This is a genomic window from Streptomyces sp. NPDC054770 (assembly GCF_053611985.1).
Map to the genome: position 1 here is coordinate 14,369 of NZ_JBSHBL010000097.1, position 21,076 is coordinate 35,444.

Consider the following 21,076-nt stretch of genomic DNA (forward strand, 5'->3'; position numbering starts at 1 on the left):
CCCACCGGCCGCGACTTGCAAAAACAACCTTTTCAGGTCAATAGCCCACTTTCTTACCTATGCACCCTTAAATGGTGCAGGTGACCCCCACCAACCGACGCGACCTCCTCCGTGCAAGCGCCGCCCTCACCGCCTCAGGCGCGCTCACCACCGGTTGCGGCAACACCGGTACGGCCACTGCAGCACCCCCCGCCACCACCAGCCCCACCTCTCCGTCACCGTCGGCCTCCCCCAACCGGCTCCCCTTCCAGGTCACCCACGGCCCCCGCACCAGCGCCTCCGTCGCCCTCACCTTCCACGGCCAGGGCGACCCGGCCCTCGCCACCCGGCTCCTCACCACCGCCGAGCAGTACGGCGCCCACCTCACGGTCCTGGCCGTCGGCAGCTGGCTCGACGCGTACCCCGCGATGGCCCGCCGCATCCTGGACGGCGGCCACGACCTGGGCAACCACACCCAGCGGCACGTCTCCATCAACGCCATGGCGGAGGCGGACGCCAGCAAGGAGATCACCGACTGCGCGGAGCGGCTCAAGCGGCTCACCGGATCGATCGGGAGCTGGTTCCGCCCCTCCAGGTCGCCGACCGCCTCGCCGCTCGTCGCCCGGCTCGCGGCCGAGGCCGGCTACCCGCACGTGCTGTCGTACGACGTCGACTCGCTCGACTACACCCGGCCCGGTGGGCCGGCCATCACCCGCAAGGTGCTCGCGGAGGTCACGGGCGGCTCGGTGGTGAGCATGCACTTCGGGTATCCGGACACGGTCGCCGCCCTCCCCGCCGTCCTCGAAGAACTGCACCGCCGTGGACTGCGCGCGGTCACCACCACGGAGCTGCTCAGCTGATGCGAACCACGAACGCCGCCCGGCTGCTGTCCGCCGGTGCCGTCCTCGCCGCCCTGGCGCTGCTGCCCGCGTGCAGCGGCGGATCCGAGAGCCCCGCGGCACCGGCCACCGGCACCGCCGCGGCCGTGCAGCCGCCGGCGAAGAAGGCGGAGCAGGCCGTCGACGGGCTGCCGGGCATGCCCCCGGTCCTCGACCCGAAGGACGTGTACGCCGCCGACCGCCCCGGCAACCTCTCGCCCGTGGTCAAGGGCTTCCCGTCCCTGGTCTACGTGCCGAACACCAACTCCGACACGGTCTCGGTCATCGACCCGAAGACGTACCGGGTGATCGGGAGCTTCCGGGTCGGCCGGCAGCCGCAGCACGTCGTGCCGTCCTGGGACCTGAAGACCCTGTGGGTCAACAACGACCTGGGCAACAGCCTCACCCCCATCGACCCGAGGACCGGCCGGGCGGGCAAGCCGGTCGCCGTGCACGACCCGTACAACCTGTACTTCACGCCCAACGGCAGGTACGCGATCGTGATGGCGTCCAACGACCGCCAGCTGGTCTTCCGGGACGCGCACACGATGGAGACCGTCAAGGCCGTCCCGGTCAGCTGCTACGGCGTCAACCACGCCGACTTCTCCATGGACGGCCGGTACTTCATCGTCTCCTGCGAGTTCAGCGGCGAACTGCTCAAGGTGGACACGGAGAAGATGGAGGTGCTCCGGCAGGAGAAACTGCCGTTCCACGGCGCCATGCCGCAGGACGTCAAGGTCTCGCCGGACGGAAAGCGGTTCTACATCGCCGACATGATGGCCGACGGGGTGTGGATCCTGAACGGCGACACCTTCGCCAGACCGACCTTCCTGTACACCGGCAAGGGCGCCCACGGGCTGTACGTCAGCCGGGACTCCCGCGTGATGTACGTCTCCAACCGGGGTGAGGGCACCATCTCCGTCTTCGACTTCGCCCGGAACCGGCTGACGGCGAAGTGGCGGCTGCCCGGCGGCGGCAGCCCCGACATGGGCGGGGTGTCGGCGGACGGCAAGGTGCTGTGGCTGTCCGGCCGGTACAACTCCGAGGTCTACGCCATCGACACCCGCACCGGCACCGAACTGGCCCGCATCCACGTCGGCAGCGGTCCGCACGGCCTCGCCGTCTACCCGCAGCCGGGCCGCTACTCGCTCGGCCACACGGGCATCTTCCGCTGACCGCGGGCCGGTCGGACACGCCGCCGATCGAGTGACGATCCCCGGCACACCGTCATCGAACCGACATCGTGCTGCCCATGATCACCACTCGTCTGCGGCGGCGTGCCGCTGCCGCCGTCCTGTCCCTCGCCGCCGTCCTCGCGACCACGGCCGCCGTACCGTCGACCGCGGCGCCCGCCGTCTCCGCCGCAGTCTCCGCGAAGGCCGCCGCACCCGCCTGCCCCCAGTTCGAGGACAAGATCAAGGCCGCCGCCGACCGCCGCGTCGACGTCGACCGCATCACGCCGACCCCGGTCTGGCGCGCCACCTGCGGCACCCTCTACCGCAGCGACAGCCGGGCGCCCTCGGTCATCTTCGCGGAGGGCTTCCTGCCCAAGGACGTGATCAACGGGCAGTACGACGTGGAGCAGTACGTCCTGGTCAACCAGCCGTCGCCGTACGTCTCCACGACCTACGACCACGACCTGTACAAGACCTGGTACAAGTCCGGCTACAACTACTACATCGACGCGCCCGGCGGCGTCGACGTCAACAAGACCATCGGTGACACCCACAGGTGGGCCGACCAGGTCGAGGTCGCCTTCCCCGGCGGGATCCTGCGCCAGTACGTCATCGGGGTCTGCCCGGTCGACAAGAAGACCAAGACCGAGATCATGGACGACTGCCAGGACAACCCGAACTACGTGCCCTGGCACTGAGGTTCAGGCCTTGAGGAGCAGCGCCTCGGCGCCGACCGGTACATAGCCGGCCGCCTGGAACGCCCGCATGCTGCGGGCGTTCCCCGGGGCGACCTGCGCCCACAGGGGTTCGTCCGCGAGGTGCCGGGCGGCGGTCACCAGGGCCCGGCCCAGCCCCCGCTGCCGTACCCCCTCGTCCACCTCCACCGAGACCTCGAGGCGTCCCGCGACCCCGCGGCCCAGCGTCACCACCCCGCCCGCCGCGGCCCAGGCGCGCACCTCGTCCCGGCGGGCCCTGGCGTAGGCGACCCGGGAGTGGTCGGGGCCGGTGAGCTCGGTCAGGGCGAGGTCCGGGCGGCCGGGCAGCGGACCGGCCACCAGCAGCGCGTCGATCGTCTCCTGCTCACGGCCCGTGCGGTCCATCAGGGCGGTCAGGAAACGCGAGTTCATCGTCGCGGCCAGCGGGTCGCTGGGGGTCGCGCGCAGGGTGTCGTACACCCACTGCGGGTCCTCGTCGACGAAGACGACCGAGTGGGCGGTGAAGGAGAGGACGCCCGCGTCCCGGGGGGACGGCTGTGCTACGACCGTCGTACGGCCGTCGGGCGGCGGGAAGACGCCACGGGCCGCCGCGTCCAGAATGTCCCGCAGGGTCTCTGCCACCGTGCTCCCCGGCTCCTTGAGTCTCCACCCACTGGAAGGCCCACACTCGCAGACATGATCGAAGACAGCACCGGACTTTTCACCATCGGCGAGCTGGCGAAGGCCACCGGGCTGACCGTGCGCACCATCCGCTACTGGTCCGACGAGGGCGTGCTCGCCCCGGTGACCCGCTCCGCCGGCGGCTACCGGCTCTACGACGCCGAGTCGTTCGCCCGCCTGGAGCTGATCCGCACCCTGCGCGAGCTGGGGCTCGGTCTCGGGCACGTGCGTGCGGTGCTCTCCGGTGAGCAGACCGTGGCCGAGGTCGCGGCCGCGCACGTCGCGGCGCTGGACGCGCAGATCCGCTCGCTGAAGGTGACCCGTGCGGTGCTGTCGACGGTGGCGCGACGTGGTTCGAACGCGGAGGAGATGACGCTCATGAACAAGCTGGCGCGGCTGTCGGCAGCCGAACGGAAGCGGATCATGGAGGAGTTCGTGGCGGAGCTTTTCCACGGGCTCGACTGCGTGGACTCGGCCATCGAGGAGCGGATGCGCTCCATCGCGGTGGACCTGCCGGAGGAGCCCACCCCCGAGCAGGTGGACGCCTGGGTGGAGTTGGCCGAGATAATCCAGGACCCGGAGTTCCGGACGCAGATGCGGCGGGTGGTCGAGTTCAACGCGGCGGACCACGGGCGCTCCGCCGCGGCCGGGCGGGCCACGTGGTTTCCCATGCGGCTGGTGCAGCTGGGTGGGGATGCCCTGCGGCGGGGAGTCGCTCCCGAGTCGCCGGAGGCGGAGGCGATCGTACGGGAGGTGCTGGGCGGCGGGGACCTGACCGCCGTACTCGAACGGATGGAGTCGGCGTCCAACGACCGGCTCGCCCGGTACCGGGAGTTGCTGTGCGAGGTGAAGGGTACGGCGCCCGCGGCAGCCCACCGTGCGGAGTTCGCCTGGGTGGTCGCCGCACTGCGTGCTCGCACGGCCGGTTAATCTGACCTTCGTCAACAGGCAGTAAAGCGTACGAAGGGGCGGATCCGGTGGCGGACATCGAGGAAGCACGCAAGCATTTCGAGCGGATCGATACGGACGGTGACGGCGTCATCACCGCGGCCGAGTTCAAGACCGCCCTGGCCCAGGGGGGCGACTGGAACGTGACCGACACGGTCGCGGAGGCCATCATCAGGACCCGGGACCTCAACGGTGACAAGGTTCTGTCGTTCGACGAGTTCTGGGCCTACCTGAACAAGTAGGCGCCAGGAGCGCAGGGGGCCCGCCGGATCGCGGGCCCCCTTTCTCATGCCCTGGGTTCGACGCGGACGGTCCAGCGGCCGCCGTGCCGTTCCAGGGTCAGCGGCAGGTCGAAGCACCTGCCGACCCGGTCGACGGTGAGCACCTCGGCCGCCGGGCCCTGCGCCAGCGCGCGGCCCTCGCGCAGCAGCAGGGCGTGGGTGGTGCCCGCCGGGAGCTCTTCCAGGTGGTGGGTGACAAGCACGGTCGCCAGGTGCGGATGGCCGTGGCGCAGCGCGTCCAGGGCGGTGAGCAGGTGCTCCCGGCCCGGCAGGTCCAGGCCGGTGGCCGGTTCGTCGAGCAGCAGCAGCCGCGGCTCGGGCATCAGGGCGCGGGCGATCAGGGTCCGGCCGCGCTGCCCCTGCGACAGCGTGGGCCAGCGGGCCTCCCGGTGCGCGGCCAGCCCCAGCGTCCCGGTCAGCCGGTCGGCGCGTGCCGTCTGCTCCGGCGTCGGACGCCACCGCGGCAGCGGCGCCACGGAGTTGGTCAGCCCGGTCAGCACCACGTCCCGGACCCGCAGCGGTCCAGCCGGCGAGTGGCGGGGGTCGACATGGCCCACGTGCGTCCGTAGCTCACGCAGGTCCACCCTGCCCAGCCGGCTGCCGAGTACCTCCACCGTGCCCCGCGTCGGGTGCACCAGGGCCCCGAGCAGGGCGAGCAGGGTGGACTTCCCGGCCCCGTTGGCCCCGAGCAGCGCCCAGTGCTCGCCGGCCCGGACGGTCAGCGACACCTCCTGGAGGATCGGTCGCCCGTCGCGCACCACGTGCACGTCGTCCGCGCGCAGGACGACGCTCATCGCACCGCCGCCCGGTTCACCGCGGACAGCACCGCGCCCACCGCGGCGGCCAGCGGCGAGCTGTCCTGCGCCGCGCCCCAGAGCGCCGTCGTCCCGTTCACCCGGCACTCGGCGAAGGCGTACGGCCCGCTGCCGGTCGCCGCCAGGATCTCGGTGGCGTGTCCCGCGCCGGTCAGCGCGTCCGCGAAGGCGGTCAGCGCGCCGGGCCCGGTGCCCTCGTGGTCGCCGGTGCGGCCGGCCGTGCGCAGGGTGCAGACGAAGCGGTGCCGGCCCGGCGCCTCCTCGTGCACCGACCAGGAGTCGAGCCGGACCTCGCCGTCGGCGCCTTCGGACAGGTAGGCGGCGCGGAAGAGGTCGTACAGCTCCTTCGGCGTGGCCTCCCGGCCGCTCGCGTCCGTCGCCTCCTGGACGAGGCGCGCGAACTCGGGGCGCATCCGCTCCGGCAGGTCGATGCCGTGCTGGGTGCGCAGGAGGTACGCCGAACCACCCTTCCCCGACTGGGAGTTGACCCGGATCACGGCCTCGTACGACCGGCCGAGGTCGGCCGGGTCGACCGGCAGGTAGGGGACGGACCAGGAGGCCCGGGAGCCGGGCATCCCCGACTCCGCGGCCCGGCGGGCATGTTCTTCCAGCCCTTTGCTGATCGCGTCCTGGTGGGTGCCGGAGAACGCGGTGTGGACGAGCTCGCCCGCGTACGGGTGACGCGGGTGCACGGGGAGCCGGTTGCAGGCCTCGACCGTCTCCCGGACCGCGTCGATGTCGCCGAAGTCGACCATCGGGTCCACCCCCTGGGCGAACAGGTTGAGGGCGAGGGTGACCAGGTCGACGTTGCCGGTGCGCTCGCCGTTGCCGAACAGGCAGCCCTCCACGCGCTGGGCGCCGGCCAGCACGGCGAGTTCCGCGCAGGCGACGCCGGTGCCGCGGTCGTTGTGCGGGTGCACGGAGAGGATCACCGAGTCGCGGCGGGCGAGGTGGCGGTGGGCGTACTCGATCTGGTCGGCGTAGACGTTCGGGGTGGCGATCTCGACGGTCGCCGGCAGGTTGTGGGTGACCGGCCGGTCGGGGCTCGCGTCCCACAAGCCGGTGAGCCCGTCGCAGAGTTCGAGGACGAAGTCGGGTTCGGTGAGGTTGTAGGTCTCCGGCGAGAACTGGAAGCGGATGCCGGGCGCGTCCCCGGCCCGGCGGGCCATGTGCACGGCCGCCTCGCGCACCGTCCGCCACACCTCGGCGCGGTCCCGGCGCAGCACCACCTCCCGCCACACCGGAGAGGTGGCGATGTACAGGTGGACGACGGCCCGCGGCATCCCCTCGATCGCGTCGAAGGTCCGGTCGATCAGGTCCGGGCGGGCCGGGGTGAAGACGACGGGCGTCACGTCGTCGGGCACCGCCCCGCCGGTCACCAGGTGCCGTACGAAGTCGAAGTCGGTCCGGCTCGCGGACGGGTAGCCGACCTCGATCTCCTTGAAGCCCAGCCGGACCAGCAGATCGAAGAAGCGGCGCTTGCGCGGGGTGTCCATCGGTTCGGCGAGGGCCTGGTTGCCGTCCCGCAGGTCGACCGGCACCCACAGCGGGGCGCGCTCGATCCGGGCGGCGGGCCAGCTCCGCCCGGCCACCGGCACGTCCACCCGCTCGTGGAAGGGGCGGTAGCGGTGGTACGGCATGGGGCTGGGCTGCTGGGGATTCCACAGGAGGGTCATCGGGGCTGCTGCCTCTCGGCGCGTCGGTCGGACGGTGACCGGCAGCACGGCGCCCCGCGGCGGGGTGCCGGTCGCGTCAGGCCCCGCCGCGGCAGCCGAGAAGAAGACCGCGGAACGTCATGGCCGGTACGCTAGCGACTCCTCAGGTCCTCAGACAAGTGAGAATTCCTGTGAGACCTTCCTGGTCCGCAGAAGAGCGTCCGCAGAGAAGCGTTCGCAGAAGAGTGGGTGACACCGCATGGCCCTCGGTCCCGTCCGTCCGAGCCCCCTGGTCGAACAGGCCGCCGCCCGGCTGCGTGCGCAGATCACCGGCGGCGCCTGGCCCGTCGGCACCAGGCTGCCCGGCGAGACGACCCTGGCGAAGGAACTCGGCGTGGGCCGCTCCACGGTCCGCGAGGCGCTGCGCGCGCTCGCCGGAGCCGGGCTGGTGCGGCCCCGGCAGGGCTCGGGCGTCTTCGTCATCGCGACCGAGGCCGCCGAGGACTGGCCGACGCGGCTGCGGCGGGCCGCGGTGACCGACGTGTACGAGGTCCGGACGGCGGTCGAGGTGCACGCGGCCCGGCTGGCCGCGGAGCGTCGTACGGCCGAGGACGTGACGGCGATCGAGGCGGCGCTGGCGGGCCGCCGGGCGGCGGGGGCCGCGGCCGACGCGGCCTTCGTCGACGCCGACATCGCCTTCCACGCGGCCGTGGTCGCCGCCGCGCACAACCCCGTGCTCACCGACCTGTTCGCCGAGTTCAGGCCGGTGCTCCGGGAAGGGCTGATCGAACTGCTGGCGCTGACCGGCCTGCGCACCGCCGACCCGGACACCGGGGACGCCGCCCACGAGGCGCTGGTCCGCGCGGTGGCCGAGGGCGACGCGGACGCGGCGGCGGAGGTACTGCGGGCGGAACTGGCGGATCCGTTCGCGGGTTAGCCGGTGGGCCTGCCGGCGGCTCTGCGGTACTGGCCCGGGGCCACGCCGTACTCGCGTTTGAAGGCTTTGGCGAAGGCGAACTCCGAGGTGTAGCCGGTGCGTTCGGCGATCCGGCGCAGGGTGAGGGTGTCGTCGTGCAGGAGCCGGCCGGCCGTGGTCAGGCGCCACCAGGTGAGATAGGCCAGCGGGGGTTCGCCGACCAGGGCGGTGAAACGTCGGGCGAACGCCGCACGGGACAGGCCGCCGGTGGCACCGAGTTCCTCGACCGTCCACGGGTGTGCCGGGTCGCCGTGGATCGCGCGCAGGGCCGCCGCCACCGCCGGGTCGGCCAGCGCGCCCGCCCAGCCGCCGTTCCGGCCGGCCTCGCGTTCGTCCTCCCACCAGGCGCGCAGGATGTACAGCAGCAGGGTGTCGAGCAGTGACGTGACGATCGCGTCCGCGCCCGGGTCCCGGTCCTCCAGCTCCATCCCGATCAGCTCCACCGCCGCGCGCAGCGAGCGGTGCCTGCCGACCCGCGCGGGGATGTGCACGACGTCGGGGAGCTCGGCGAGCAGCCGGTGGGCGCGGGTGCGGTCGAAGCGGTAGGTGCCGCACAGGGTGACCGTGTCGGGGCAGCCCGCCGGCGTCTCCCCGGCGGGGAGCGGGGACCAGGTGCCGTCCGGCAGCAGTCGTACCTCCGCGAGGGGGACGTCGGGACCGCTGGCGAGCGCGTGCCGCCGGCCGTGGGGGAGGAACACCACGTCACCCGGGGCCAGCCGGACCGGCTCGCCCTGCTCCGGAAGGAGCCAGGCCGCACCCCGCAGCACGACATGGAATCCGGCCTCGTCCGCCGCCGCGAACCGCACCCCCCACGGCGCGTGCTTGTCGCGGCGCGCCGAGTGCGGCCGGCCGGTGCGCATCGCGGCCACCGCGTCACTGAGAACGTCCATCGCACCAACATACGGGGATGCGGCGGCCGGAAGACGTACGGACATGAAAACGAGCCGGACGGACATGGAGCGTCTTGACCGTGCTGCATAGCGTCGACGGCATGACATCGACAACGTCCGTACGGACAGTGCTCTTCAACGAACTCGGCGGCCCGGACGTGCTGACCGTCGCAGACGTCGAGCTTCCGGCGCCCGGGCCCGGCGAGGCGGTCGTCCGCGTCGAGGCGCTCGGGCTCAACCGGGCCGAGGCGATGCTCCGCTCCGGGACCTACTACTACCGTCCGGCCCTGCCCGGCTCGCGCAACGGCTACGAGGCCGCGGGCGTGGTCGAGACCGTCGGCGCCGGGGTCACGGACTTCGCGCCGGGCGACCTCGTGCTGACGGCCGCGAACTTCGACCTCAGCGCCCACGGGGTGTACGGCGAGCGGGTGCTGCTGCCGGAGAGCGCGCTGGTGCCACGCCCTGCCGGGCTGGACGCGGTGACGGCTGCGGCCGTGTGGCTCACGTACACGACGGCGTACGGTGCGCTCGTCCGGCGGGCCGGGATGACGGCCGGCGACCAGGTACTGATCACGGGTGCGTCCAGCGGGGCCGGCACCGCCGCGATCCAGGTCGCCCGGCGCGCCGGGGCGGTCCCGATCGCCGTCACCCGCACCGCCGGCAAGCGGCAGCGGCTGCTCGACCTGGGCGCGGAGCACGTCGTCGTCAGCGACCGGGAGGACGTGGTCGCCGAGGCCCGGCGGCTGACCGGCGGGCGGGGCGTGGAGATCGTGCTGGACGCGGTCGGCGGTGCGTTCTTCCGGGAGCTGGGCGGGGCGGTGGTCGCCGACGGCCGGATGATCAGCTACGGCTGGCTGTCCGAAGGGCCGATCGAGCTGCCCCGGGCCTGGCCGCTGACCGTCCACGGCTACAGCAACTTCGTCGTGACCGGCACTGCGGACGGGCGCCGCCGTGCCGCCCGGTACATCGGCTCCGGGCTGGCCGACGGATCGCTGCGGCCCTTGGTGGGCGAGGTCTTCGACGGCCTGGACCGCATCCGGGACGCGCACCGCCTGATGGAGTCCAACACCCACATGGGCAAGATCGTCGTACGGATCTGAGGGCCGGGACCGGGAGCTCACCCGCTCGGCCCAGCCGTGGAATAGGCCACGAGCGTCCGAGGTTGCCGCCGCACAGCAGCGTATGTATGCGAGTGCATGGACTCTCGAAAGGCGTGTCATGAAGATCGGCATCATCGGCGCGGGCAACATCGGCGGCAACCTCACCCGGCGGCTGACCGCCCTCGGCCACGACGTGTCCGTGGCGAACTCGCGGGGCCCCGAGACGCTCGCAGCACTGGCCGAGGAGACGGGCGCGACGCCGGTACGGGCCGAGGAGGCCGCGCGCGGCGCCGAGGTCGTGGTGGTCACGGTCCCGGTGAAGGCGGTCCCGGACCTGCCGTCCGGCCTCCTGGACGGCGCCGCGGAGAACGTCGCCGTGATCGACACCAACAACTACTACCCGCGGGAGCGGGACGGCCGGATCGCCGGCATCGAGGACGAGGGCATCACGGAGAGCCGCTGGACCGAGCGGCAGATCGGCCACCCCGTGATCAAGGCCTTCAACGGCACCTTCGCCCAGGACATCCTGGACCGCCACCTCCCGGCCGGGGACCCCGACCGCCAGGCCCTCCCGGTCTCCGGCGACGACGCGGAAGCCAAGCGGGTCGTGCTCGCCCTGATCGACGAACTCGGCTTCGACACGGTCGACAACGGCGGCATCGACGACTCCTGGCGCCAGCAGCCGGGCACCCCGGTGTACGGCCTGCGGGCGGACGCCGAGGGCGTGCGGAAGGCCCTGGCGGAGGCGTCCCCGGAGCGCACGGAGGGCTTCCGCGGCTGACGGCTCCGCCCGCACCGCCCCGGCGCGTGTGCGCCGGGGCCGGCTCAGTCGTCCTTCGCCGCCCAGGCCTTGAGGTCGGCCTTGTCGGCGAAGTCGGCCACGTCCTTGTCGTGCGGGTCGCTGGTGTACTGGTGGAAACGCCAGTCGGCCTTGATGCGGGGGTGGCCGGCGCTGACGTAGTCGGCGATCCAGAGGCCGTCGCCCGCGTACGAGGTCGTGTCGATCGTCAGCCAGTAGTTGCGATTCGTATAGAGAATCACGCGGTTGTCCGGTCGTAGCGCCTTCACCTTGCGGATGAACGAGTCCTTCTCGGCGTTGCTCGCGTGGGTGCCGTCGCCGGTGGTCTCCCAGTCGACGGCGAGGATCTCGCCCGCCTTCTCGGGGGCGTGTCCGACGAAGTACTCGGCCTGGGCGGTGAGGTCGCCGGGCCAGAGGAAGTGGTAGTAGCCGACGACCAGTCCGGCGTCGCGTCCGGTCTTGGTCTGGGCGGCCAGTTTGGGGTTGACGTACGAATGCCCCTCCGTCGCCTTGATGAAGACGAAGGAGAGGCCGTCCGTGTCGTAGGCCGAGGACTGGTACGCGCTCACGTCGATTCCGTGCAGCATGTGCGGGGGCTCCCTGGGTGCCAGTGGGGTGACACGAATTGCAACTGCGTATGTCGTATGCCCCGACACGCCGGGAGGGATCCGCGTGCGCGCGTGAATTGTCAGCCCCGGGCCGCCACCTCGCTGAGCACGGCCGCCGACTTCGTCGACCAGTCGGAGGTGATGATGCTGGCGTGGTCGGCGGCCAGCAGTGCGAGCCGGGCCGCGACCTCGGCGTCGGTCGGGGCCGTCGAGGAGATCGCCGGTGAGACGTTGTAGGCGTCCGTCATGATCAGGATGTAGTGGTTGGTGGCGTAGAACGACGTGTCGTAGCCGTTGTTCACGTACGTCGCCGCGTCGCCGTCGAAGAACACGAACCAGGGCTGGATGGAGGCGTCGTACCTGCTGGTCCGGGGATCCCCGCCGGCGGCGCCGAGTACGGCCGGGAAGGCCTGGGCCTGCGAGATGTTCCCGGCCGCGTACAGATCCCGCAGGTGGTCCCCGTACTCCTGGTCCGTCCAGTAGTGGTCGAACGGGTTGGCCTCCTCCACCGTGCCAGGGATCAGTTCGAAGATGAACTTGCCCTTCAGCTGGTCACGGGTGGGCCAGGCGTCGGCCTTGGCGGCGGCGTCGAGCGTGGAGTACGACGAGCCGAGCAGGTCGGCCGGCTTGTACACGCTGCTGCCCAGCTTCTGCGAGACCAGCGTGTCGAACGCGGTGGGCCCGAGACCGATGGTCTGGTTGAACCCGACCTTCATCTCGACCTTGACGACGATGGGCGCGTGGTCCGGGTGCAGTTGCTCCCAGGCGGCCATGTTGTCGAGGCAGCTGCCGAGGTCCTGGCTGGTGCTCTGGCTGTACAACTGGCTCGGGGTGTTGGCGTATTCGCAGTTGTTGTCGTCGCCCCACGGGTTGCTGTGGCTGACCCGCCACCGCTTGCTGATGCTGTCGACGTACACGTCCAGCTCCAGCAGCGAGGCGCCGGAGTCCAGGGCCTGTGCCCAGTAGGTGTACTTGCCCTTGTCGTACGCGTTGTGCGTGCCGATGCTGGTGGTCCCGGAGAACTTCGCCGCGTTCAGGTCCGTGGCCGTGTCCGCGTGCGCGGCGGAGCCCGCCATCACGAACAGGGCCCCGGCACCCACGACCGCCGCCAGCCGTCTCAGTATGCGCATGACCCAACTCCCTTGGATTGGTGGTGAGTTGGCGGCAGCGTAGAAGCATTTCGTTACTGAGTGGTAGCCCCTGGGGGAACATCGGCCTCCGGAACTCGCATACGCCACCAGAGACTCGCGGTTCCGTCGGCGCTCACGGTGGCCAGCAGACGCGTGTCGGGACTGAACGCGAGGGTGATGATGCGACTTTGGTCGTCCGGAATGGGGCGCCCCAGGTATCGCGGCCTCGCGGCGTCGGACACGTCCCACAGGCGAACGGTGCGACTGCGGTCCACGGTGGCCAGCAGCCGGCCGTCCGGGCTGAACGCGAGTGCGGTCGTCGAGCCGCCGCCGGGGCTGAACGGGATCCCCTTGATCCTGGGTGTGCGAGGCCGGGACACGTCCCACAGGCGTACCTCGCCGCTGGGATCCGCGACCGCGAGAGTCCGCCCGTCCTGGGAGAACTGCGCGGACCGGGCTGCCAGGGCCAGCCTGCTCGTGCTGCCGTCCCTCGGGCCCTTGCCGACGGCCACGTTCCGCAGCACCGTGGACCCGGTCGAGTCGTCGGCGGCGAACTTCACCGTGTGCGGCTCCGCCTGTACGGCCTTCACGTCCTCCGCTCCGCCGGGGAGGGTCCACGCGGCTCTTCCGGTGTCCACCTTCCGTCCCGTCACCCCGTGGCCGTCCGCTGTCACGACGGTCAGGCCGTCAGGGGTGACTCCGACGGCGGTGATCCGGCCCGCGTCGCTCTTGTCGAACGCGATACGTTCCGGATGTTCCGGGTCCGTCATGTCCCATGTCGACATCTCGTCCGCGGAGAGGGTCACCAGCAACTGACCGTACGGCGGTGTGAACGCCACCGCGCTGATGTGCGGTTGCGGGGTGAGCCTGCCATTGCTGACCAAGTGCCATCGCTCCGCCGGGGATTCCTCGCGGAGACGACTGGGTGCGACCCTCTCCCAGGGGTCGGGCAGCACGCCTTGCGCCGCGGCCGCGGCCAGGCAGGTCGTCATGACGCAAAAGGTCGTGGCGAGGCCGGGGAGCCATCTCACTCCGCGCCCTGAGGCGGTCCTGCGCGGTTCGGCGGCCCCGCCTTCCCCGCCGTACCCCGGTCGCGCGGCCAGAGCCTCCACGAGCCGGCTCCAGGGGCGGTCCCGCCGTACCGGGGGTGCCTCCGGAGGGAGCGCGGACAGCGCCGTGACCAGGCGGCCCATGAGAGTGTCAGCTCGCAGCATCGCGTCCTCCGGACGGTGCCAGCACCTCTTCGGCGGCCCCGCTCGCAGGCCGGGAGGCGGGCAGCCGGGCCTCGGGATCCTGTGGCGAGCCGGGCTCGGCGACGGGGATCGACTGGAAGAGCTTCGCCACGATGAGCGGAGCGGTCACCCCGACGGTGAACGCCGCTGTGGCGTCGGACAGTTGCCCTGAATCGCCCAGGGCCGCGGTCAGCCCGAAGCCGGCGAACAGCCGCAGGGCGACGGCCACGAGCACCATGGGGCGGTCGGCGCGGTTGCGCCAGGGCCAGCGCCAGCGGCGACGAGGGCCGGTAGGGCGCATGGACGCCGAGAGGTTGAGTGCCTCCGCGACCCCGCTTCCCAAGAGCCCCCAAAGCGCGGCTTGCAGGTCGGTCACAGCGGTCATGTTAGCCGAGAGTGTCGGGTCGTGAGCTCTGAGTAGCGATGGCTTGCTGGAGCGTCAGACGACGCGGTGGCTTGGACGGGAAGCCGTGCGACAGGATGAGGACATGACACATCGCGGTGTGCGCTGGCTGGCGGAGTCCGAGTGGCAGTACAGCGTTACCTTCGCCCGCGGGATCACACCTGACGAGCTGGCTGTCCGGCTCGGCGCTGCACCGGGCGGCGCGAGACCGCCGGCGACCGCCCGGGAAGCCGTCGGGCTCCTCACCGATGCGGACATCGGCGTCGCGCGGGTAGGGGAAGCGCAGGGATGGGCGTTCGCCGCCGAATACGGGGAGGCCCCCGGGGCCAGGCACGACGTCCTCAAGAGCGTTTCGCGCAACGGCGTCGAGGCGGTGAACCTCGATCCCCAGGCATTCCACCCGCCTCCCCTCTTCTCGTACGCCGCCGACGGCGAGTTGCTGTGCTCGTTCGGTCTCGGCGAGGAGCGGAGGCGCTGGGGATCCCGGCCCGATCTGCTCCAGGAGGAGCTGGAAGCGGCGGGCGTCATTCTTCCGACAGGCGACTGCCTCCAGGTCAGCGGTGCGCGGCACCACCTGCGGATCGCCATGTCGCTGGGCGTGATCGAGAGGCATTTCGGCATCTCATTGCCGCGCGACCTGCTGGAGGACGGCAGGCTGCCGCTGGCAGTGGTCAGCGGAAGTCCTTCCCTCGACCTGCCGCATTGACGGCCGCGACCTTGGCACGCACACCGCCCGGCGACCGTACGCACCGCACCCCGCGCCGAGTTCTCGTCGGCGAAGTGGGCGCGTCGGCTCCCGCAGAACATACAGACTTGTATGTCTGTTGAGTGGGTCAGGGTGGGGAAGTTTGCCGTCTGGTGGGGCTCAGCGGCGAGAACCAGCACGATCTCGGCGGAATCTGCGATTCAGGGCCTTGGAGGGTGCCCAAGAAACAGGCATGGTTGTATGGTTCTTGCGGGTGAAGGCGCTTTCGGCGCCTGCTCGCCCTCGTACTGGGAGCTGTCGTATCAGGCAAGGGGCATGCGCGATGCAGAAACGGTCGCAGACTTCCCGTCAGGCGCTCGTGCGTGCCGCCGTCGAACTCATCGCGACCCGTCGGCTCGCCGACGTGGGGCTGGTCAACATCTGCAACACCGCAGGTGTGACCCGGGGTGCGCTCTACCACCACTTCCGTTCCATCGCGGAGTTGGTGGGGGAGGTCCACGCGCAGGCCCAGGAGCGTGTCCTCGCCATGGCCGACGAGAGTTTCACCGAGGACGGCGCGGACGCGCCGGCGCGCTTCAGCGTCACCCTCGGGAAGGCGCTGATGGAGGATCAACTGGTCCGTGCGGGGCTGCGGTTGGCGCCCGACGGCACCGAGGACCCGCCGCGGCTGCGGGAAGAAGTGCTGGACCGAATGCACGCCGAGGTCATGTCCCAGGCGCCCGCGAGCGCCGTCCGGCCGGTGCTCGCGGACCTGGCGGTCGTGGTCACCGCGGGCCTGGAGTCGCTCGGCTACGCCGACACGGACTGGTGGAGCGAGGAGCGCGCCGGGCGGATATGGGACGCGCTGCTGCCGCTCTTCACGGAAGCCTGGCCGGGTGGCGCCGGTCCTGAGGAGGGTCTTTCGTCGGCCACCGCCGCGGGTGTGCTGGGACCGTAGGGTCGATCACCCGGCCCGGCCGCTGACCGGGCGCGAGCCCGGCGCGGCCTACGAGGCGGCCTCGGCCCGGGCCAGGTCGCCGGCCATGACGGCGTCGGACGGCGGGGTGACGCGCAGGGTGCCGATCAGGCCGGGCGTGACCAGGCCCGGCAGCAGGAGCCGCCACATCGCGCTGAGGCGCTCGGGCAGGTCCCCCCGCTCCGTGTAGACGTGCGACATGGCCTGCAGTCCGGTGAACGCGCCGATGATGACGGTGGTGGCGTCGGTCAGGTCCAGGCCGGGCAGGGTCTCGCCCTGCAGCCGGGCCTGGTCGAGCAGTTCGTGCACGACCTCGGTCGACTGCTCGTACGGGGTGACGGCCGGACGCGGGAACGACGTCTTCTCCACCGCGAGGCGCACACTGGCCCGCAGCACCGGATCGCGCTGGAGCTGGGCGGCGAAGGTGAAGGTCAGGTCGATGATCGACTGGAGCTTGGTGGACCGCTCGGGGGCGGCGAGGGCTGCGCTGTGCGCGTCGAACAGCGCAGCCGCGATCGACTCCTTGGAATGGAAGTGGTGGTACAGGGCACCACGGGTCAGACCGCTGCGCGCGAGGATCTCGTTCGTGCTCGCGGCGTCATATCCGCGAAGGTCGAACACTTCGGCGGCGGCCTCCAGGATCGCTTGCCGTGATCGCGTTCCGCGTTCCTGCTTCGCCATGCCCGTTCCTTGCTCCTAGCGGATTATCAATACAGACAAGTCTGCATTCTACTTGGATACGCCGGACCCACCAGGGGGGTGCGAAGGGAAAGACGGACGTCCTGGCGTCGACGGCTCCCGCCGCCGGCGCCAGGACGGGTACGGCCCCGGTCACGGGCTGCCCAGACGGAAACCGACACCGCGGACCGTCACGATCCAATGGCTGGATCCGAGCTTGCTGCGCACGCTGCTGACATGCGTGTCGATGGTACGGCCCTTGTGCGACCAGGCATCGTCCCAGACCTGGGACATCAGCTGCCGCCGGGAGACGACGGCACCTGGCTGGATCGCGAGGGCGTACAGCAGGTCGAACTCCTTGCGCGTGAGGTCGACGGGGTGGCCGTGCAGGGTGACTCTGCGGACATCGGCATCGATGCGCAGCGGGCCGTGCTCGATCGTGCGGGCCGCCGGGGACGGTCGGGCCCGGCGCATCACCGCTCCTATGCGGGCGAGCAGTTCGTGGAATCCGTAGGGCTTGACCATGTAGTCGTCCGAACCCGCCTGCAGCCCGAGGACGCGGTCGAGCTCGCTGCCGCGTTCCGTGACGGCGATGATCGGGGTGTCGCTCATCGTGCGGATGGTCCGGCAGACCTCCAGGCCGTCGAGGTCGGTGAGGTCGAGGTCGAGCAGGATCAGGTCGGCCTGGCGGTGCGCGCGCAGGGCCTGGCTCCCGGTGTTGACGCTGTCGGCGCGGTACCCGCGCCGGATCAGGTCCTGCACCAGGGCCTTCGCGGAACGCTCCTCGTTCTCGACGACCAGGATGCGCAGCGCGGGGTGCTCGACCGGGACGTGCAGTCGTGGCGCGTCCGGGTGGGTGTGCTGGGGCACGGGGTGGTGCCGCACGGTTGGGGAGTCGGACAGGTTCGCTACCTGCTGGTTCAACTGGTCCTCCTGGAGCGTGCGGGCGTGGGCCCATGGCAAATGCTCGTGTCGAAGTTCAGATGTTCTAGGAACATACCAAACAGACTTGTCTGATTGTCAATGAGGGGCCAGATGCGCTTCTCCGGGGCGTGACATGCCATCTGAACAGGTCTGATCGTGAAGAAGTGGCGATTTGCGCCCAGCTCGCCGCGCAGGTCGTGCACTCCAGCGAGATGGCGAAGAACAGGCAAAGATGCCTGTAGTTCGGTCTCCTGATGTGATGGGCGCGACACTCAGCGTGTGTGAAGGTTGCGGATTTCAACCCTCCGCTACGCGCCGCGCCCGGGTCGAACTTTTTACTTGCTTTCCCCTACAGACTTGTCTGTATTTTATTGAGCGTGTGGACGGGGGGCTGTTGCCACACTGCAGCTCCCTCCTGCCCGACTACCGACAGGAGTGCCAGCCATGACCGCGATGCTCGACTCCGCTCTCTCCACGTTCACCACCACGGTCCCGCGCCAGTACGTGCACCGGGCGGCCGTCTCCGAAGTCCTGCTCACCGGCTGGCGGCCGGCGGACGCACCGCACGCCTTCGTGGTGCGATCCCAGTGGCCGCGCGGTCACGCGCTCTTCGCCCAGTCAGACGGCTACCAGGACCCGATGCTCCTTGCCGAATCGGTTCGTCAGACGGGGGCGCTGCTCGCGCACGCCGAATTCGGGGTCGAGTTCGGCAACCAGTTCCTCATGGGGTCGATGTTCTTCGCCGCCACGGCGCCCCTGTTCGTCGCCACGCCCGTACCGACCGAGGTCGAACTGCACGCGGTCTGCCACGACATCGTGCGGCGGGGCAAGGCACTCGCCGGCATGCGGTACGAAGTGACCGCGATGGTCGACGGCGTGGCACTGGCCACCGCGGGAGCGACCATGAACTGCATACGGCCCAACGTCTACCAGCGCCTTCGCGGCGAGCGGCCCACCCGCTGCGACCGCCTGCCCGGACTGCCGATCGACCCGGCCCTGGTGGGCCGCACCGACCCGCAGCACGTGGTCCTGTCCGAGCTCCCGGGCGGCTCCAGAAACCAATGGGAGCTGCGCGTCGACTGCAATCACCCGATCTTCTTCGACCATCCCGTGGACCACGTGCCCGGCATGGTGCTCCTGGAAGCCGCCCGGCAGGCCGCCCACGCCGCCACCGGCATGCCCGACGCCCTCGTGGTCGGACTGGACAGCTCCTTCGAGCGGTACGCCGAATTCGACGAGCCCTGCGTGGTGGAGGCCGAGCCGATCGGGGTCGACGCCGTCGGCGACGTCCAGGTGCGGGTGGGTGGACTGCAGAGCGGCGGGCCCGTCTTCGACGCCTGCCTCACCCTCCGGACGCGCAACCACTGAACCGCGACGCGACCGGAGCGCCCACGTGCAGAACTTCCTGATCACCGGAGCCGGCGGGTTCGTCGGAGCCCACGTCACCCGCGAAGCGGCCGGCCTGGGAGGGCGGCTGACCCTGGCCTCGCACCGCAGGACGCCCCGGGCACCCGGCGCGGACCGGGCCCGGATCGTCCGGGCGGACCTGGCGGCCCCGGACTCCTTGCGCGGCCTGTGCGACGGCGCCGACGTCGTGTTGCACTGCGCCTCGCAGATCGGCGGGAGCGCCGAGGCCAACGAGGCCGTCAACGCCCGGGGGACCGCCGCGCTCGTCGCCGACGCGCAGCGCGCCGGAGTGTCCCGCATCGTGTACCTCAGCACCGCCTCCGTCTACGGACGTGGCATCTTTCGCCGTGCGCTGCCCGAACAACTCCCGCGCAGGCCGCTGTCGCCCACGTCACGGACCCGGGCCGAGGCCGAGGACGCCGTCCTGGCCGCCGGGGGGATCGTCGTACGGCCGTACCTGGTCTACGGGCCCGGTGACGCATGGGTCGTACCCGGGCTCCGGCGACTGCTGCGGACGCTGCCCGGCACCCCGATCGGCTGGGAGGCCAGGCTCTCCGTCATCGCCGTGGCCGAACTGGCCGCGTTGCTCGTGGCGATCGGCCTCGCCCCGCGCGAACGGCTGTCGTCGTCCGTCTACCACGCGGCGTATCCCGAACCGGTCGCGGCCTGCGAGCTGTTGCGCGCGGTGGCCGCCGGCATGTCGCTGCCGCCGGCCCGCTGTAGCGTAGGTCTCGCGCAGGCCCGGGCCCTGCCCACCGAGAACGGGGCCACCACCCGGGCCTTGGACATGCTGGCCACCGACCACTGGTTCGACAGCACGCCGCTCTGGGCCGACCTGGGCCGGACGGCGGGCTCCGGATGGGACGCGGACGCCGCGCGCATGCACGAGTGGTACCCCGACCTGAGGGCAGCGGCCTGATCCGCTCCCCGCCGCGCCCCCGGGCGCGCGGCGCCCAGAGACCCGACCGCCCCGGCACGGTGTGCGGTCGCCGATCCACCACAACCCGTAAGGACTGGCACGCGTGGAATACACCAACCTCGGCCGCAGCGGACTGTCCGTGTCCCGGCTCGTACTCGGCACGATGAATTTCGGCACCCAGACCACCGAGGCGGACAGCCACACGATCATGGACCGGGCGCACGACCGCGGCATCAACTTCTTCGACACGGCCAATGTGTACGGCACCCGCCCGGGCGAGCAGCCCACCGAGCCGATCATCGGCCGCTGGTTCGGCGGCGGAGGCGGGCGGCGCGAGAAGACCGTGCTGGCCACCAAGGTCTATCTCCCGACGGGCGGTTGGCCCAACGAGTCGTATCTGTCGGCGCTGAACATCCGGCGCGCCTGCGAGGCGTCGCTCAAGCGTCTGGGAACCGACTACATCGACGTGTACCAGATGCACCACGTCGACCGGAGCACGCCGTGGGAGGAGATCTGGGAGGCCTTCGGCGTACTGCGCCAGCAGGGCAAGGTGCTCTACTTCGGCTCGTCCAACTTCGCCGGCTGGCACCTCGCCCAGGCGCAGGAGGCCGCACGCTCGCGGCACTTCCTCGGTCTGGTCAGCGAGCAGTCGAGGTACAACCTGATGACCCGCTGGGTCGAGCTGGAGGTGCTGCCCGCGGCGCGCCACTACGGCATCGGCCTGATCCCCTGGGGGCCGCTGAACGGCGGTGTGCTCGGCGGCGTCCTGCGCAAGCTGAAGGAGGGCGGCGCGGCCCGCGGCACCACCGGGCACTCGGCCGGCCTGCTTGCCGAGCACCGCGACACCATCGAGGCCTACGAGAAGCTGTGCGCCGAGATCGGCGAGGATCCCGCACACGTCGGACTGGCCTGGCTGCTCGCGCAGGACGGGGTGACGGGCCCGATCATCGGCCCGCGCACGGCCGAGCAGCTCGACAGCTCGCTGCGCGCGCTGACGATCACGCTCGACGCCGGCACCCTGGCGAAGCTGGACCAGCTGTTCCCGCCGCCCGGCCCGAACGGGGCCAAGCCGGCGCCCGAGGCGTACGCGTGGTGAGCCTCCGGCCGCCGCACCCGTAAGTATCCGAACTCTCAAGGGAATTGAGGCATCGTGCGCAAGGTGCTCATCGCCAACCGTGGCGAAATCGCTGTCCGCGTGGCCCGGGCCTGTCGGGACGCCGGGATCGCGAGCGTGGCCGTCTA

24 protein-coding genes are annotated in these 21,076 nt (G+C 71.2%); 14 read left to right on the top strand and 10 right to left on the bottom strand.

Annotation, left to right across the window (positions count from 1 at the left end):
* The first annotated feature begins 71 nt into the window (after positions 1-71).
* The 3 genes from ACWGKQ_RS45390 (at position 72) to ACWGKQ_RS45400 (ending at position 2,730) form a co-directional block, all read left to right on the top strand.
* The gene (locus ACWGKQ_RS45390; protein WP_453297938.1) at positions 72-839 is read left to right on the top strand and encodes a polysaccharide deacetylase family protein; all 768 of its coding nucleotides are present in this window, start codon (positions 72-74) and stop codon (positions 837-839) included.
* The gene (locus ACWGKQ_RS45395) at positions 839-2,032 is read left to right on the top strand and encodes a YncE family protein (RefSeq protein WP_453297939.1); all 1,194 of its coding nucleotides are present in this window, start codon (positions 839-841) and stop codon (positions 2,030-2,032) included. The genes ACWGKQ_RS45390 and ACWGKQ_RS45395 overlap by 1 nt, the downstream gene beginning before the upstream one ends.
* Positions 2,033-2,109: 77 nt before the next feature.
* Positions 2,110-2,730, top strand: a complete 621-nt coding sequence (locus tag ACWGKQ_RS45400; RefSeq protein ID WP_453297940.1) for an ADP-ribosyltransferase — start codon at positions 2,110-2,112, stop codon at positions 2,728-2,730.
* Between the two features lie 3 nt (positions 2,731-2,733).
* Here ACWGKQ_RS45400 and ACWGKQ_RS45405 read toward each other — a convergent pair whose 3' ends face one another.
* Positions 2,734-3,369 (bottom strand): N-acetyltransferase family protein, encoded by a 636-nt coding sequence (locus tag ACWGKQ_RS45405; RefSeq protein WP_453297941.1) that lies wholly within the window; start codon positions 3,367-3,369, stop codon positions 2,734-2,736.
* 54 nt (positions 3,370-3,423) lie between these two features.
* Between ACWGKQ_RS45405 and ACWGKQ_RS45410 the strand changes: the two genes are divergently transcribed.
* Entirely contained in the window at positions 3,424-4,338 is a 915-nt protein-coding gene (locus tag ACWGKQ_RS45410; RefSeq protein WP_453297942.1) for a helix-turn-helix domain-containing protein, read from the top strand.
* Positions 4,339-4,385: 47 nt separating this feature from the next.
* Positions 4,386-4,598, top strand: coding sequence for an EF-hand domain-containing protein (locus tag ACWGKQ_RS45415; protein ID WP_453297943.1), 213 nt, complete (start codon positions 4,386-4,388; stop codon positions 4,596-4,598).
* Between the two features lie 44 nt (positions 4,599-4,642).
* Here the strand turns inward: ACWGKQ_RS45415 and ACWGKQ_RS45420 are convergent, their stop codons facing one another.
* Together ACWGKQ_RS45420 and ACWGKQ_RS45425 are read right to left on the bottom strand one after the other, a co-directional pair.
* Entirely contained in the window at positions 4,643-5,431 is a 789-nt protein-coding gene (locus ACWGKQ_RS45420; protein ID WP_453297944.1) for an ABC transporter ATP-binding protein, read from the bottom strand.
* The gene (locus ACWGKQ_RS45425) at positions 5,428-7,128 is read right to left on the bottom strand and encodes a 2-isopropylmalate synthase (protein ID WP_453297945.1); all 1,701 of its coding nucleotides are present in this window, start codon (positions 7,126-7,128) and stop codon (positions 5,428-5,430) included. The genes ACWGKQ_RS45420 and ACWGKQ_RS45425 overlap by 4 nt, the downstream gene beginning before the upstream one ends.
* A 238-nt stretch (positions 7,129-7,366) precedes the next feature.
* Between ACWGKQ_RS45425 and ACWGKQ_RS45430 the strand changes: the two genes are divergently transcribed.
* On the top strand, positions 7,367-8,044 hold the full coding sequence (locus ACWGKQ_RS45430) for a FadR/GntR family transcriptional regulator (protein ID WP_453297946.1): 678 nt from the start codon (positions 7,367-7,369) through the stop codon (positions 8,042-8,044).
* Here ACWGKQ_RS45430 and ACWGKQ_RS45435 read toward each other — a convergent pair.
* Positions 8,041-8,973: an AraC family transcriptional regulator gene (locus ACWGKQ_RS45435; RefSeq protein WP_453297947.1), complete on the bottom strand. Its 933-nt coding sequence runs from the start codon at positions 8,971-8,973 to the stop codon at positions 8,041-8,043. The genes ACWGKQ_RS45430 and ACWGKQ_RS45435 overlap by 4 nt on opposite strands.
* Before the next feature lie 101 nt (positions 8,974-9,074).
* Here ACWGKQ_RS45435 and ACWGKQ_RS45440 point away from each other — a divergent pair, with 101 nt between their 5' ends.
* Positions 9,075-10,073: a zinc-dependent alcohol dehydrogenase family protein gene (locus tag ACWGKQ_RS45440; protein ID WP_453297948.1), complete on the top strand. Its 999-nt coding sequence runs from the start codon at positions 9,075-9,077 to the stop codon at positions 10,071-10,073.
* Between the two features lie 82 nt (positions 10,074-10,155).
* Positions 10,156-10,854, top strand: a complete 699-nt coding sequence (locus ACWGKQ_RS45445; RefSeq protein ID WP_453297949.1) for an NADPH-dependent F420 reductase — start codon at positions 10,156-10,158, stop codon at positions 10,852-10,854.
* A 44-nt stretch (positions 10,855-10,898) separates the two neighbouring features.
* Here ACWGKQ_RS45445 and ACWGKQ_RS45450 read toward each other — a convergent pair whose 3' ends face one another.
* From ACWGKQ_RS45450 to ACWGKQ_RS45465, 4 genes are all read right to left on the bottom strand, one after another.
* Positions 10,899-11,459 (bottom strand): GH25 family lysozyme, encoded by a 561-nt coding sequence (locus ACWGKQ_RS45450; protein ID WP_453297950.1) that lies wholly within the window; start codon positions 11,457-11,459, stop codon positions 10,899-10,901.
* Positions 11,460-11,560: 101 nt separating this feature from the next.
* The gene (locus tag ACWGKQ_RS45455; RefSeq protein ID WP_453297951.1) at positions 11,561-12,610 is read right to left on the bottom strand and encodes a phosphatidylinositol-specific phospholipase C domain-containing protein; all 1,050 of its coding nucleotides are present in this window, start codon (positions 12,608-12,610) and stop codon (positions 11,561-11,563) included.
* 53 nt (positions 12,611-12,663) lie between these two features.
* Positions 12,664-13,602 carry a WD40 repeat domain-containing protein gene (locus ACWGKQ_RS45460; protein ID WP_453297952.1) on the bottom strand — a complete coding sequence of 313 codons (939 nt, stop codon included), beginning with the start codon at positions 13,600-13,602 and terminating at the stop codon, positions 12,664-12,666.
* A 208-nt stretch (positions 13,603-13,810) separates the two neighbouring features.
* Entirely contained in the window at positions 13,811-14,227 is a 417-nt protein-coding gene (locus tag ACWGKQ_RS45465) for a hypothetical protein (protein WP_453297953.1), read from the bottom strand.
* Positions 14,228-14,270: 43 nt separating this feature from the next.
* Between ACWGKQ_RS45465 and ACWGKQ_RS45470 the strand changes: the two genes are divergently transcribed.
* Together ACWGKQ_RS45470 and ACWGKQ_RS45475 are read left to right on the top strand one after the other, a co-directional pair.
* Entirely contained in the window at positions 14,271-14,951 is a 681-nt protein-coding gene (locus tag ACWGKQ_RS45470) for a DUF6461 domain-containing protein (protein ID WP_453297954.1), read from the top strand.
* A 322-nt stretch (positions 14,952-15,273) separates the two neighbouring features.
* Positions 15,274-15,888 carry a TetR family transcriptional regulator gene (locus ACWGKQ_RS45475; RefSeq protein ID WP_453297955.1) on the top strand — a complete coding sequence of 205 codons (615 nt, stop codon included), beginning with the start codon at positions 15,274-15,276 and terminating at the stop codon, positions 15,886-15,888.
* Positions 15,889-15,936: 48 nt separating this feature from the next.
* Here ACWGKQ_RS45475 and ACWGKQ_RS45480 read toward each other — a convergent pair whose 3' ends face one another.
* Entirely contained in the window at positions 15,937-16,587 is a 651-nt protein-coding gene (locus tag ACWGKQ_RS45480) for a ScbR family autoregulator-binding transcription factor (RefSeq protein ID WP_453297956.1), read from the bottom strand.
* A gap of 150 nt (positions 16,588-16,737) precedes the next feature.
* The gene (locus tag ACWGKQ_RS45485; RefSeq protein ID WP_453297957.1) at positions 16,738-17,508 is read right to left on the bottom strand and encodes a response regulator transcription factor; all 771 of its coding nucleotides are present in this window, start codon (positions 17,506-17,508) and stop codon (positions 16,738-16,740) included.
* 444 nt (positions 17,509-17,952) lie between these two features.
* Here ACWGKQ_RS45485 and ACWGKQ_RS45490 point away from each other — a divergent pair, with 444 nt between their 5' ends.
* From ACWGKQ_RS45490 to ACWGKQ_RS45505, 4 genes are all read left to right on the top strand, one after another.
* Complete coding sequence (locus ACWGKQ_RS45490; RefSeq protein WP_453297958.1) at positions 17,953-18,876, top strand: ScbA/BarX family gamma-butyrolactone biosynthesis protein; 924 nt, start codon at positions 17,953-17,955, stop codon at positions 18,874-18,876.
* Between the two features lie 25 nt (positions 18,877-18,901).
* Positions 18,902-19,834 carry an NAD-dependent epimerase/dehydratase family protein gene (locus tag ACWGKQ_RS45495; RefSeq protein ID WP_453297959.1) on the top strand — a complete coding sequence of 311 codons (933 nt, stop codon included), beginning with the start codon at positions 18,902-18,904 and terminating at the stop codon, positions 19,832-19,834.
* Between the two features lie 103 nt (positions 19,835-19,937).
* Entirely contained in the window at positions 19,938-20,930 is a 993-nt protein-coding gene (locus ACWGKQ_RS45500) for an aldo/keto reductase (protein WP_453297960.1), read from the top strand.
* Between the two features lie 54 nt (positions 20,931-20,984).
* On the top strand, positions 20,985-21,076 hold a 92-nt coding region (locus ACWGKQ_RS45505; RefSeq protein WP_308427085.1), incomplete at its 3' end, for a biotin carboxylase N-terminal domain-containing protein.